A 13,023-nucleotide genomic window follows, 5' to 3' on the forward strand; every position below is an offset into this window, starting at 1 on the left:
AGCTGTTTTAAGTTTCGGACTGGGAAAATGCGCATATGACGACCATCCGACCGGTGTTCTATGTCTCTGATGGAACCGGTATCACCGCTGAAACCATTGGGCATAGCCTGCTCACCCAGTTCTCCGGATTCAGCTTCATCACCGACCGGATGTCGTTCATAGACGACCCGGAAAAAGCCGCCGAGGCCTGTGCCCGGATCCAGGCGGCCGGGGAGCGCTACCAGGTCCGGCCGATCGTGGTGAACTCCTGCGTGGACCAGAGCCTGAGCGTGATCCTGGCCAGCAGCGGGGCGCTGATGCTGGACGTTTTCGCGCCTTTCATCGAACGGCTGGAGGCCGAGTTGTCCTCGCCGCGGTTGTCGCGGGTGGGCCAGGCGCACGGCATGGTCGACTTCGAGACCTATCACCGCCGGATCAACGCGATGAACTTCGCGCTGAGCCACGATGACGGCATCGCGGTGAACTACGACGATGCCGACGTGATCCTGGTGGCCGTCTCGCGGGCGGGAAAGACCCCGACCTGCATCTACCTGGCGCTGCATTACGGGGTCAGCGCGGCCAATTACCCGCTGACCGACGAAGACCTGGAAACCGAGCAGCTGCCGCCGCGCCTGCGCAATTACCGCCGCAAGCTGTTCGGGCTGACCATCGATCCGGAGCGGCTGCAGCAGATACGCCAGGAACGCCGGCCCAACTCGCGCTATGCGGCCGCCGAAACCTGCCGGCGCGAAGTGGCCATCGCCGAGCGCATGTTCCAGCTGGAGCGGGTGCCGACGCTGAGCACCACGCATACCTCGATCGAGGAGATTTCCAGCAAGGTGCTGGCGACGCTGGGACTGCGGCGCGAGTTGTATTGAGGGGGAAAAGCGTGACGACCAACGGTCGTCACCCACCGAAGCGGGGGTCTTCACCCACCAAAGCGGTGCCAACCCTGATCGTGCGCCCAACATGGGGGCCGCACAAGCTGCCGCGGCGTGTCCGCTTTGTGTAGGATCGAGGCATGGCCCAAGCCCGTCCTCTCGCCGAACGCATTCCCCGTCTCAGCCGGCTCAGCTGGTTGATGGGCCTGTACGCTGAAAACCACCGGCACCTGGTGCGCCTGTTCGCGCCCGGTGACCTGGAGGTTGGCAGCTATGTTTCCTCGGTCGGTGATGGGCTGGATGTCCGCCTGGACGTGATCGCCCGCCACGCCTATACGGTGGAGCTGCGGCTTACCTACGACCTGTGCGATCCGGTCACCGGGCAGCCGGACCCTTCGGCTTACATCCGGTTGTACCGCGACGCCCGGCAGGCCGAGACCACGCACTGCTACGTGGGCCGACGCTGGCAGGACGTGGTGGGCATGTACCCGCCACCGGCCGAGCTAATCAGCCACCGCATGCGCATGAACACCTTCCTGGGCAAGTGGCTGGATTACCTGGCCGAACGCGGCCACGGCGTGGCCACGCTGGTCCGGGACCACGGCACGGAACCGGCAGCCAGCGCTGAGAAGCGTCTGTCGATCGTGCCCTGATCGGACATAATCAGCGGCTCACCCGTTGCTGGACCCGCGCATGCCGTACACCCCCATCGTCGCCACCCTGGGCTACGTGCTGTCCCCTGATCGTCGCCAGGTGCTGATGATCCACCGCAACACGCGGCCGGGTGACCATCACCTGGGCAAGTACAACGGTCTGGGTGGCAAGGTGGAGCCGGACGAAGACGTCGCCACCGGCATGCGCCGGGAGATCCAGGAAGAGGCGGGGATCGATTGCACCTCGATGCAGCTGCGCGGCACCATCAGCTGGCCGGGTTTCGGCAAGCACGGCGAGGACTGGTTCGGGTTCGTGTTCGTGGTCGATGCCTACGAGGGCACCCCGCACGGCGGCAACCACGAAGGCACGCTGGAGTGGGTGGACATGGACAAGCTGGACAGCCTGCCGATGTGGGAAGGTGATCGCCATTTCCTGCCGCTGGTGTTCGACACCGATCCGCGCGCCTTCCATGGCGTGATGCCCTACCGGGACGGCCGGATGCAGTCCTGGAGCTACAGCCGGATCTGAAGGGCGCGGGCAGCACCGCCGAGCATGGCTCGGCGCTACCGAGTCCAGCGCGCCGAAGGCGGGGGATGTACGGCATGCGCGGACAACCTGCGCCACGAGCCGGATCTGAAGGGCTTTCGCTTGAACCCCGTCATACTGCGGTCCGTCAGATGGAGAGCCCCCTTCAAAGGGGGCGCGCCGAAGGCGGGGGGATGTACGGCATGCGCGGACAACCTGCGCCACCTCAGTGGCGCAGGTTGTCCACAGGGGGTGTGGATTGTTGGTGAGCAACTTTGTGGATAACCGCCGTTCGCCCCCGTCGGGCAACGCTGTCAAGATGGGTGGCCAAAAATTGACCGCATGTGATGATCCGTGATGGGCGGGTGAATGCGCCACTCCCGCGCCGCTGTTGCCTTTGCGCGCCCTCGCGTACCCTGTAGCCCACTGCTGCCCGTGAGCCTTCATGAAACGACACTTCTCGATGCTGCGCGAGTTCCAGCTGGCCGACTGGTTCACCCTGGCCAACGCCTTCTGCGGCACCGGCGCTGTGTTCGCGGCGATGCGCTTCCTGCAGGACGGGGCACACGGCTACCTGCTGTTCGGCATGGCGCTGATACCGCTGGCTTTCATCTTCGATGCGCTGGACGGGCGCATCGCGCGCTGGCGCAAGTCGAGCTCCACCCTTGGCCGTGAGTTGGATTCATTGTCCGATGTCATTTCCTTCGGCGTGGCGCCGGCCGCGCTGGCGTATGCCTGCGGCATGCAGGGTGGCTGGGACTGGCTGGTGCTGAGCTACTTCGTCTGCTGCGGCGTCAGCCGCCTGGCGCGCTACAACGTGACCGCCGAGGCGCTGTCCGATGGCGGTGACAAGGTGCCGTATTTCGAAGGCACGCCGATCCCGACCAGCCTGCTGCTGGTGATCGTGCTGGCCATTGCCGCGGCCACCGGCGGCATCGGTCAGCAACTGTGGCTGGGCCAGTGGCAGCTGGGTCCGTGGCAGCTGCATCCGCTGGTGCTGCTGTTCGCGCTGTCCGGGTCGCTGATGATCAGCAAGACCCTGCACATCCCCAAGCCATGACGCAGGTATCGGCATGAGCGGATCAACCAACCAGCCCGGCGGCATGGATTTCGAGGCCCTTGCGCGCCAGTACTACGGCGCGTGGGGGGATTCGCTGCGCCAGGGCGGTGCCGGTGGCACCGATCCGGGTGAGTGGAAGCAGGTCCTGGACTGGTGGGCGCAGCTGCTGCCCGAGCGCGGCCCCGGCCCAGCGGACGATGCGCTGCATCGGTTCCGCGAACAGGCCGGCGGCTGGTACGGCACGATGCAGCAGGTGGCCTCACGGTTTGCCGGCCGCGATGCCAGCAGTGCCGACGTGGCCCAGGCCTGGCGCGATGCGGTGATGGGGCAGGGCAAGGGCGAAAACCTGCTGCACTGGATGCTGCAGGGCGCGCAGGGGAGTACCGGCGCTGGCGGCGGCATGGACGATGTTGTGGCCGTGCTGGAGCAGTGGCAGGAGCGCCTGGCGCCGTGGCTGCAGAGTCCGGCATTCGGCCCGGCGCGCGAACACCAGGCGCGCTGGCAGAGGCTTCTTCAGGCCCAGCAGGCGTTCCAGGGCCATTCCAGGGAGTATGTGGCGCAGATCCAACAGGCGCTGGACGCGGCGTTCGCGCTGTTCGAGCAGCGGCTCGCCGAACACGAGTCGCCGGGAAGCCAGCTGACCAGCGCACGGGCGATGTTCGACCTGTGGATCGAAGTGGCCGAGGAGGCTTACGCGAAGGTGGCGCTGTCGGAGAGCTTCCAGCAGGTGTTCGCCTCGCTGGGCAATGCGCAGATGCGCCTGCGTTCGGCCGTGCAGCACGAAGTGGAGCAGCTGAGCGAACGCGTCGGTCTGCCGACGCGGACCGAAATGGATGCCGCGCACAAGCGCATCGCCGAGCTGGAGCGTCAGCTGCGCCGCCTGCAGGCCAGCGTGGAGCCGCTGCTGCGTGCCCCGGCCTCGGCTGCGGGAAGCGACGACTGGGCGGATGCAGTGCAACCGGCGGTCGCCAAGGTGGTGCCGCGGGCACGCAAGCGCGCTTCGCGTGCAACCAGCGCAGTGGCCCCCACGGCCAAGCCTGCGAAAGCGGCCAAGCCGGCCAAGCCGCGCGTCCGGAAGCCGCGCGCATGAAAGGCCCGCTGGGATTCAATGCCGACGACCTGATGCAGGAGACCCTGGCCATGCAGCGCAAGCTGATGGAGGGCCTGCAGCTGCTGCCATCGGTGGAGGACGTGGATTATGGCGCCACCGCGCGCGAGGCGGTCTGGAGCGACGGCAAGGTGGTGCTGTACCGGTTCGTGGGCGACCAGCCGCCGGTGCATGCCCGGCCATTGCTGATCGTCTATGCTCTGGTCAACCGGCCGTACATGGTGGATCTGCAGGCCGACCGTTCGCTGGTGCAGAGGCTGCTGGCGTTGGGACACGACGTCTACGTGCTGGACTGGGGCTACCCGGACCGCTCCGAACGCTACCTCACCCTTGAAGATTACCTGCTGCGCTACATCGAGGGCGCGGTGGATGCATTGCACGCGCGAAGTGGCGGGCCGGTGGACATGCTCGGCATCTGCCAGGGCGGTGTGTTCGCGCTGTGCTACGCCGCGCTGCGCCAGGCCAAGCTGGCCAATCTGGTCACCATGGTCACGCCGGTCGATTTCCATACCGCCGACAACATGCTGTCGCACTGGGCGCGGCAGGTGGACGTGGACCTGCTGGTGGATACGCTGGGCAACATCCCGGCGGACCTGATGAACAGCAGTTACCTGATGCTCAAGCCGTTCCGCCTCAACGTGCAGAAATATGTCGGCCTGCTCGACATCCTGGATGACAAGGCCGCGCTGGAGGACTTCCTGCGCATGGAGAAGTGGATCTTCGATTCGCCCGACCTGGCCGGCGAAGCCTTCCGTGAGTTCATAAAGCAGTTCTACCAGGACAACGGCCTGGTCAAGGGGACGGTGCGCATCGGCGAGCACGCCGTGGACCTGTCGCAGATCACGTTGCCGGTGCTGAACCTGTATGCCGAGCAGGACCATCTGGTGCCGCCGGATGCCTCGCGTGCGCTGCGCGGGCGGCTGGGCACGACCGATTACACCGAATCCAGTTTCCGCGGCGGGCATATCGGTATCTACGTATCCGGCCGCGCCCAGCGCGAAGTGCCGGCGACGCTGCACGACTGGCTGCTGGCGCGCGCTGGCTGAATGGCCCGTGCCGCCCACGCATGGCGTAGACACTTGCTTGGCTAGGGTAGTATCCAGACCATCTGAGCCGCTGCCATGAATGCCATCCCGCCTCGTTCCCTGTCACGCTCGCTCAACGACCGCATGATCGCCGGGGTGGTCGGCGGCATCGCGCACCGCTTCGGCTGGAGCCCGACCCTGCTGCGCATCCTGTTCGTGGTGGTCTCCATCGCCTCGGCGGCCTTCCCGGGCATCCTGGTCTACCTGATCCTGTGGCTGCTGATCCCCAACGAAGCCGACTGATCCCGGCCCCCTCCTGGTTGCGCGCGCTGCAGCTGCTCGGCGCGCTGTGGACCTCGCCCAACACGCTGATCGGCTTGGCCGCCGGCGCGCTTGGCTTGCTGGCCGGCGCCCGCGTGCGCTGGAGCGGCCGCGACTGTGCTTTGGTGTTCCAGCAGTGGCCGTGGGGGCCGGGCGGGGCGATCACCCTGGGCAACGTCATCCTGCATACCGGCGGTGACCTGCAAGTGGCCTGCCATACCTACGCGCACCGTGCCGGGCGCGGGGTGGAGCCGACAATCCAGCTGGATGACCACGAGCGCGCGCACGTTTACCAGTACCTGGTGCTGGGGCCGCTGTACCTGCCGGTCTACCTGCTGTGCGGCGGGGTGAGCGTGCGCAATCCATTCGAACGCGCCGCCGACCACTACGCACGCTTCGGCCACGGCTGGTGGCCCTGACGGCAACGCCGCCGGGCGGTCGCGTCAGCGTCTGGCGAACGACGGCGTATGTGATCAGCGGGTTAGCGCGGCGTTAAAAAAACGTCAGGATTTCGCGTGGATCGTCCGTCATTTCCATGCAACCGGTCGTTATTACCATTGATGACATCTGAGTCAGCTTCGGCGCGCTAAGCTGCACTCAGGCGGTCGTGAAGGCAGTACTGCAGCGGCCACCTGGTTCAAGACGCAGTACGTAACCTGGAGAACACATCACATGGCAATTGTTTTATATGTCGGTGGTAGCAAGGACGGCGACAAGGGCGTGATGCCCTATGGCTTCAGCAAATCCCGCGCCGATACCGCGCTGGGGCCGGAGATCTATACCGAGCGGTTCATGGAACTGCAGGGCGTGGGCAAGGTCCGGTTGATGGCATTGGAGAGCCTGCGCGACGACATCGTCATGCAGCACGCCGCACGCCACTACCGCTGATCGCACTGACGGGCCTGGACACGCATCGAGGGCGTGTCCGCGCCGACATCCCAGCCTCACGCAAGGATGTCGGCGCCGGCAGGATTCCTGCCCCGCCTGCCACGCCGCTGTCAACGACTTCCCGTGCCAGCCGTGCGGGGCCAGAATGGGATCTTTCCGCATCAAGGCCACGGCCGGACGCAATGTCAGATACCAAGCTTGCCCAGCAGATCGCCCAGACCATCGCCGATGAAATCGGTGCCCAGGCTGCCCAGGCGCGTGCCGCCATCGCGTTGCTGGACGAAGGCGCCAGCGTCCCGTTCATCGCGCGCTACCGCAAGGAAGTCACCGGCGGGCTGGACGACACCCAGCTGCGCAACCTCGAGTCGCGCCTGACCTATCTGCGTGAACTGGAAGACCGGCGCGCTGCGGTGCTGTCCAGCATCGACGAGCAGGGCAAGCTGACCGACGCACTGCGCGGCGACATCCTGGCCGCTGACACCAAGAGCCGGCTGGAAGACCTGTACCTGCCGTACAAGACCAAGCGCCGCACCCGCGCGCAGATTGCCCGCGAGGCCGGCCTGGAGCCGCTCGCCGATGGCCTGCTGGCTGACCCGACACGTGATCCCAAGCTGTTCGCCGAAGCCTTCGTCGATGCCGAAAAGGGCGTGGCCGACACCAAGGCCGCGCTGGAAGGCGCACGCGCGATCCTGATGGAGCGCTGGGGCGAAGATGCCGCGCTGGTGGGTGAACTGCGCAGCTGGCTGTCCGAAAACGGCGTGATCCGCGCTCGCGTGGCCGAGGGCAAGGAGAACGAAGGCGCCAAGTACCGCGATTATTTCGAGCATGCCGAAGCGCTGGCGAAGATTCCCTCACACCGGTTGCTGGCGCTGTTCCGCGCGCGCCGCGAGGAAATCCTGCACCTTGAACTGGACCCGGGCACCGATGCCGAGGCCGGGCATCAGTACGGCGAAGGGCGTGTCGCGTTCAGGGCTGGTATCAGCGACAACGGCCGTGCGGCTGATCGCTGGCTGCTCGATGCCTGCCGCCTGACCTGGCGCGCCAAGCTGCACATGCACCTGCTGCTGGACCTGTTCAACCAGGCCCGCGAAAAGGCCGAAGCCGAGGCGATCACCGTGTTCGGTGACAACCTGAAAGACCTGCTGCTGGCCGCACCGGCCGGACCGAAAACCGTGCTCGGGCTGGATCCGGGCATCCGCACCGGCTGCAAGGTGGCGGTGGTGGATGCCACCGGCAAGCTGGTGGCCACTGACACCATCTACCCGCACGAGCCGCGCCGGCAGTGGGAGCAGTCGCTGCAGTCGCTCAAGCACCTGTGCCTGAAGCACAACGTGGAACTGATCGCGATCGGCAATGGTACCGCCAGCCGCGAAACCGACAAGCTGGCCGGCGAAGTGATCGCCGCCATGGGCAGCACCACGCTGCAGAAGATCGTAGTCAGCGAGGCCGGTGCATCGGTGTATTCGGCATCGGAATTCGCGGCCAGGGAGTTCCCGGACCTGGACGTGTCGATCCGTGGCGCGGTGTCCATCGCACGCCGCCTGCAGGACCCGCTCGCCGAGCTGGTGAAGATCGAGCCGAAGGCGATCGGTGTCGGCCAGTACCAGCACGACGTGGACCAGTATCGCCTGGCGCGGGCGCTGGAAGCGCGCGTGGAAGACTGTGTCAACGCGGTCGGCGTGCATGTCAACACCGCCTCTGCCGCACTGCTGGCGCGGGTGTCCGGGCTGTCCTCCACCGTGGCCGAGAACATAGTGCGGCACCGCGACGACAACGGACCGTTCAAGCGCCGCAAGGACCTGCTCAAGGTGCCGCGCCTGGGCGAAAAGACTTTTGAACAATGCGCCGGCTTCCTGCGCATCGCCGATGGCGACCAGCCACTGGACGCTTCCTCGGTGCATCCGGAAGCCTATCCGGTGGTGGAGCGCATCGTGGCCGCCACTGCCCGCCCGATCAAGGCACTGATCGGCGATGGCAGCTTCCTGCGCGGGCTGAAGGCCGAACAGTTCACCGACGATACCTTCGGCGTGCCGACCGTGCGTGACATCCTGAAGGAGCTGGAAAAGCCCGGCCGCGATCCGCGTCCGGAGTTCAAGGCCGCCCGCTTCGCCGAGGGCGTGGAGGACATCAAGGACCTGCGCGAAGGGATGATCCTGGAAGGCGTGGTGAGCAACGTGGCGGCGTTCGGCGCGTTCGTCGACATCGGCGTGCACCAGGACGGGCTGGTGCACATCTCGGCGCTGTCGGACACGTTCGTCAAGGATCCGCGCGATGTGGTCAAGGCCGGTGACATCGTCAAGGTCAAGGTGCTGGAAGTGGACGTGGCGCGCAAGCGCATCGCCCTGACCCGCCGCCTGGACGATACGCCGGGGCAATCCACCAGCCGCCCGGGCGCGCGCGAAGAGCGTCCAGGTGCGGGCAACCCGGCGCGCCGCGACGGAGGCGGCCGCAGTCCGGGCCAGCCGCGTGGCAATGGCGGCGGCGGGCGTCCTGGCAGCACGGCGGCCCCGGCCAACAATGCGCTGGCCGACGCCTTCGCCCGCGCCAAGCGCAGCTGAGGCAGGGCTGACAGGCCGGCCCGCAGTGTCTGGCCGAGCCCTTTCCGGCGATCTGGGACGGGGGGGCTTACGCAGCGCCCCGTGATTGCGCACACTGGGCGATGAGGGGGCCGATGAGGCCCGGGCCAGATGCCGGGAGGGCCATGGAGGTCAGTTCTGCACGCGTGTCGACCAGGTCCCCGTGCGCAGGCACGCGACAGGCCTGCGCGTGGGTGCGCGCGGTGCGCCGATGAACGACCTGTCCGCCCGTCCTCCCATCGATCTGCAGGCGCAGCTGGAGCAGGCGCTTGAGCAGGTCCGCCGGCTGCGCATGATCATTGATGGCAGCGCGGCTGGCACCTGGGAGTGGAATCCGGCGACCGGCCACATGCAGGTCAACGCGCGCTGGGCCGAGATCGTCGGTTACACGCTGGAGGAGCTGCAACCCATCTGCTCCGATACCTTCGAGCGTCTGGTCCATCCCGATGACCTGCAACGTTCCGATGTCCAGCTGCAGGCGCATTTTGCCGGCCAGACGCCGTTCTACGAGTGCCTGGTGCGGATGCGCCACCGCAATGGCCACTGGGTATGGGTGCAGGACCGTGGCCGGGTCTGCGAATGGGATGCGGACGGGGCGCCGCTGTGGATGGCCGGCGCGCACGCCGATGTGACGGATCTGCAACAGGCACGCCAGGACGTGGCGGGTGCGCGCCAGCGGCTGCAGTCGATCGTCGATTCATCCGATGAAGTGGCGGTCATCGTCACCGATGAGCAGGGCTCGATCACGCTGTTCAACTCCGGTGCCGAACGCCTGCTGGGCTACCGGGCCGATGAAGTGGTGGGCGTCGCCAGCCCGGTGCTGTTCCACCAGGGCGAAGAAGCAGATGCGTTCCTGCGGACCCTGCCGGCCGACGAAGCAGCGGGAGGGGACCTGTTTTCGATACTCAGCGCGAGGGCACGCGAGCACACTTTTTCACGGCAGTGGACCTTCCTGCGCAAGGACGGCCAGCCCCGCCAGGTGCGGCTGTCGATCAGCGCCCTGGCCGACGCACGGGGGGAGATCACCGGCTTCGTCGGCATGGCTACCGACATCACCGAGGTGTTGCAGGCCCGCGCCGAGGCACGCCTGGCGGAAGAGAAATTCGCCGGGGCGTTCACCAGCGCGGCGCTGGGCATGGCGCTGGTGTCGCTGGAAGGACGCTGGCTGGACGTCAACGATGCGCTGTGCCGGATCATGGGCTATTCGCGCAATGAGCTGCTGCAGGTCGATTTCCAGCGCCTGACCCATCCCGCCGACCTGGATACCGACCTGGCCATGGTGCAGGGCCTGCTGCGCGGCGAGCGCGCGCATTATCACCTGGAAAAGCGCTACATCGGCCGCGAGGGCAACGTCATCTGGACGCGTCTTTCGGTGTCGCTGGTGCGTAGCGAGCAGGGCGATCCGCTGCATTTCGTATCGCAGATCCAGGATGTCACCGCCCAGCACGCCAGCGAACAGCGCGTGCTGCAGGCCGAACAGCGCAGCCGGATCACCCTGGATGCGGTGACCGACCTGGTGCTGAGCGTGGACCTGGACGGGCGCATCGAACATGCCAACGCGGCTGCGGTGCGTGCGCTGGGCGGGCCGGAGGGCGCCCCGCTGCATGGCCGCCACGTGGGGGAGATGATGCAGCTGACCACCGAATATGCACCGCTCTCACCGCTGGACATATCGGTGCTGCTGGATCCGGAAAGCAACGCAGTGGACCTGCACTCGGACCTGCTGCTGGTGCAGGACGGGGAGAACATGCCGGTGGATGTCTCCCAGGCCTGGCTGCATGACGATGCCGGCGCGCTGCGCGGTGCGGTGTGGGTGATACGCGATGTGACCCAGCTGCGCGCGCGGCAGCGCGAGGCGCGACAGCTGGCCGAGATGGATCCGCTGACCGACCTGGTCAACCGGCGCGGTTTCGAAGCGCACCTGCAGCAGGCCATCGCCCACGTGGACCGCACCGGACAGGCCGCCTCGCTGATGTTCATCGACCTGGACCAGTTCAAGCCGGTCAACGATACCTGGGGGCATCTGGCCGGCGATGCGGTGCTGTGGGCGGTGGCCAACGTGCTGCGCCATGGTGTGCGTGATTCGGACGTGGTGGCCCGGCTGGGTGGCGACGAATTCGCTGTGATCCTGGCGGGTTGTTCGCTGCGTCGGGGGCGACGGATCGCCGGCGAGCTGCTGCATACCATCGGCGGGCTGTCCATCCCGTGGGAGCAGCACCGCATCAAGGTCGGGGTGAGCATCGGCATCGCCTCGATCAACACCGGGATGAGCGTGGACGAAGCGGTGGCCGCGGCCGATGTGCAGTGTTACCGGGCCAAGGCGGCCGGACGCAACAACGTGCAGTCCGAACCGATGGGCCTGGATTCGCCACCGGAAAGTGACTGATCGGTGCGTGAAGGTCTCAGCCGGTGAGAGCGGGGCAGGGGACACTGCCCGCATCTTCACAGACACCGGGGAACGGCATGGCAGGTTGGGATCGGGAAGTGCTTCGTGCGTATGGACCTGCGGCAGCGGCGTGGATGGCCGCGGTGCTGGGTTGGCTGTTGCTTGAGCAGGTGCAGGGGGCGGCGCTGCACGTGGAACTGGCCAGCGTGCTGCGCTGGGCGGTGGTGGCGCTGCTGGGGGCCACGCTGGGACATGGCGGCTGGGTGAGCTGGCGGCTGTGGCGGAGAGCGTGACGACGGAAAGCGTGACGACCAACGGTTGTCACCCACCGGCCGATGGCATGGCGGCCAGCGGCTGTCGTTACCAATGAAAAAGCCAGGCACGCGGCCTGGCTTTTTCTTCTTGCTGGTGCCGGTGAAAGGACTCGAACCTTCATGGGGTCACCCCCGGCTGATTTTGAGTCAGCTGCGTATACCATTCCGCCACACCGGCAGCGTGGCCGCGTAGTGTAAACAAAAGCGCGCGTCACGGGTAGGCCTCAAGCCGCTTCGCTCCAGGCGTATTCGATGTCTTCGCGGTCATCCAGGATCCGGTACTGCGCGGCCAGGTCGGTCGGATCCGGGTTCAGCCATGCATCCAGATGGGCTTCGCGTATCGGTACGATGCCGCGGTCGTGCCCGGTGGCGGCGACATCGCGCGGTGGCTCGTCGGTGACCGCCGCAAACGACAGCAGGCGGCCTTCGGGGCCTTCCCACTCCGCCCACAGGCAGGCGACCAGCAGGTCACGGCGTGGCCGTGGCTGGAACTCCAGCACCACCTCGCTCTCGTCATCGGCGGACTGCAGCGGCAAGCCCTTGCGCGGCACGTGCTCGTAGAACGACTGCACCACCACCACGCCGTGGCGATGGCCGAATGCGCCACGCCAGTAGCCTTCCAGACTGTCTCGGCGTGCGTTGTAGGTGCCCGGATACAGCACGTCGTTGCGCGCCGGCTTGTCCGGCAGCCGGCACTGGTAGCGCATCGGCTTGATCATCCGCCGGCCGTCTTCGGCCACGAGGACCGGGGCATACATGCCGGGGAAGATGCGATTGTCGCGCGGCAGCTGCTGGCTGCGCTGCAGGTCATCCAGGCGGGACTGCGCACGCTCGATGCGGTTGCCGGCGATGCGCAGTTCATTGCGTGCCTTCTGCGTGGGCTTGCTGGCCACGGCGGCCTGGGCAACGGTGCGGCGCTCGTGCTGGCGCTGCAGTTCGGCTTCCAGTCCGGTCTGTTCCTGCGCATGCCACTGTTGGATCATCGCCACGATATCGCGGCCGGCATCGGTGCGCGCGCCGCGGAATCCATCGTCCATCGCCTTCGGGGTTTTCGGCCGCTTCTTGGCCGGGTCGAAGGTGTACAGGCGGGAGAATTCCTCCAGCGACATCGTCGCGCCGTAGTGGCGGACCAGTTTGGCGTAGTCGGCGCGGATCTGGGCGGAGTAGCACATGCAGGCAGCTTAGCGCAGGAAAAGAAAAACCCGGCCGAAGCCGGGTTTTTGCAGAATTGGCGTCCCCACGGGGATTCGAACCCCGGTCGCCACCGTGAAAGGGTGATGTCCTAGGCCTCTAGACGATGGGGACG

13 protein-coding genes and 2 tRNA genes are annotated in these 13,023 nt (G+C 66.6%); 12 read left to right on the top strand and 3 right to left on the bottom strand.

Annotated elements, in window-relative coordinates:
- Nucleotides 1-35: 35 nt before the first annotated feature.
- The 12 genes from ppsR (at nt 36) to H9654_RS01185 (ending at nt 11,696) form a co-directional block, all read left to right on the top strand.
- A complete protein-coding gene (ppsR, locus tag H9654_RS01130; protein ID WP_042613919.1) occupies nt 36-857 on the top strand; it encodes a posphoenolpyruvate synthetase regulatory kinase/phosphorylase PpsR in 822 nt (273 codons plus the stop codon).
- Between the two features lie 143 nt (nt 858-1,000).
- Nucleotides 1,001-1,513 carry a DUF1249 domain-containing protein gene (locus H9654_RS01135; RefSeq protein WP_042613920.1) on the top strand — a complete coding sequence of 171 codons (513 nt, stop codon included), beginning with the start codon at nt 1,001-1,003 and terminating at the stop codon, nt 1,511-1,513.
- A 40-nt stretch (nt 1,514-1,553) separates the two neighbouring features.
- Entirely contained in the window at nt 1,554-2,042 is a 489-nt protein-coding gene (locus H9654_RS01140; protein WP_191768337.1) for an NUDIX hydrolase, read from the top strand.
- 442 nt (nt 2,043-2,484) lie between these two features.
- Nucleotides 2,485-3,099, top strand: coding sequence for a CDP-alcohol phosphatidyltransferase family protein (locus H9654_RS01145; RefSeq protein ID WP_191768338.1), 615 nt, complete (start codon nt 2,485-2,487; stop codon nt 3,097-3,099).
- Nucleotides 3,100-3,112: 13 nt separating this feature from the next.
- Nucleotides 3,113-4,189, top strand: a complete 1,077-nt coding sequence (gene phaE / locus H9654_RS01150) for a class III poly(R)-hydroxyalkanoic acid synthase subunit PhaE (protein WP_191768339.1) — start codon at nt 3,113-3,115, stop codon at nt 4,187-4,189.
- The gene (locus H9654_RS01155) at nt 4,186-5,253 is read left to right on the top strand and encodes a class III poly(R)-hydroxyalkanoic acid synthase subunit PhaC (RefSeq protein WP_191768340.1); all 1,068 of its coding nucleotides are present in this window, start codon (nt 4,186-4,188) and stop codon (nt 5,251-5,253) included. The genes phaE and H9654_RS01155 overlap by 4 nt, the downstream gene beginning before the upstream one ends.
- 75 nt (nt 5,254-5,328) lie before the next feature.
- Entirely contained in the window at nt 5,329-5,535 is a 207-nt protein-coding gene (locus H9654_RS01160) for a PspC domain-containing protein (RefSeq protein WP_225211783.1), read from the top strand.
- Complete coding sequence (locus tag H9654_RS01165; RefSeq protein ID WP_191768869.1) at nt 5,535-5,972, top strand: hypothetical protein; 438 nt, start codon at nt 5,535-5,537, stop codon at nt 5,970-5,972. The genes H9654_RS01160 and H9654_RS01165 overlap by 1 nt, the downstream gene beginning before the upstream one ends.
- Nucleotides 5,973-6,225: 253 nt before the next feature.
- Nucleotides 6,226-6,441, top strand: coding sequence for a hypothetical protein (locus tag H9654_RS01170; protein WP_042613926.1), 216 nt, complete (start codon nt 6,226-6,228; stop codon nt 6,439-6,441).
- A gap of 182 nt (nt 6,442-6,623) precedes the next feature.
- Nucleotides 6,624-8,999 carry a Tex family protein gene (locus tag H9654_RS01175; protein WP_191768341.1) on the top strand — a complete coding sequence of 792 codons (2,376 nt, stop codon included), beginning with the start codon at nt 6,624-6,626 and terminating at the stop codon, nt 8,997-8,999.
- A 229-nt stretch (nt 9,000-9,228) separates the two neighbouring features.
- Nucleotides 9,229-11,403 carry a PAS domain S-box protein gene (locus H9654_RS01180; RefSeq protein WP_191768342.1) on the top strand — a complete coding sequence of 725 codons (2,175 nt, stop codon included), beginning with the start codon at nt 9,229-9,231 and terminating at the stop codon, nt 11,401-11,403.
- A gap of 77 nt (nt 11,404-11,480) precedes the next feature.
- Nucleotides 11,481-11,696, top strand: a complete 216-nt coding sequence (locus H9654_RS01185) for a hypothetical protein (RefSeq protein WP_191768343.1) — start codon at nt 11,481-11,483, stop codon at nt 11,694-11,696.
- A 113-nt stretch (nt 11,697-11,809) separates the two neighbouring features.
- Here the strand turns inward: H9654_RS01185 and H9654_RS01190 are convergent.
- The 3 genes from H9654_RS01190 to H9654_RS01200 all read right to left on the bottom strand — a co-directional run bounded on the left by H9654_RS01190 (nt 11,810) and on the right by H9654_RS01200 (nt 13,022).
- A tRNA-Leu gene (locus tag H9654_RS01190) sits at nt 11,810-11,895 on the bottom strand.
- 46 nt (nt 11,896-11,941) lie between these two features.
- Nucleotides 11,942-12,889, bottom strand: a complete 948-nt coding sequence (locus H9654_RS01195; protein ID WP_191768344.1) for an SOS response-associated peptidase family protein — start codon at nt 12,887-12,889, stop codon at nt 11,942-11,944.
- Between the two features lie 57 nt (nt 12,890-12,946).
- Nucleotides 12,947-13,022: transfer RNA gene (locus tag H9654_RS01200), tRNA-Glu, on the bottom strand.
- Between the last annotated feature and the right edge of the window lies 1 nt (nt 13,023).

This window comes from Stenotrophomonas lacuserhaii (assembly GCF_014836545.1).
GTDB lineage: Bacteria > Pseudomonadota > Gammaproteobacteria > Xanthomonadales > Xanthomonadaceae > Stenotrophomonas > Stenotrophomonas lacuserhaii.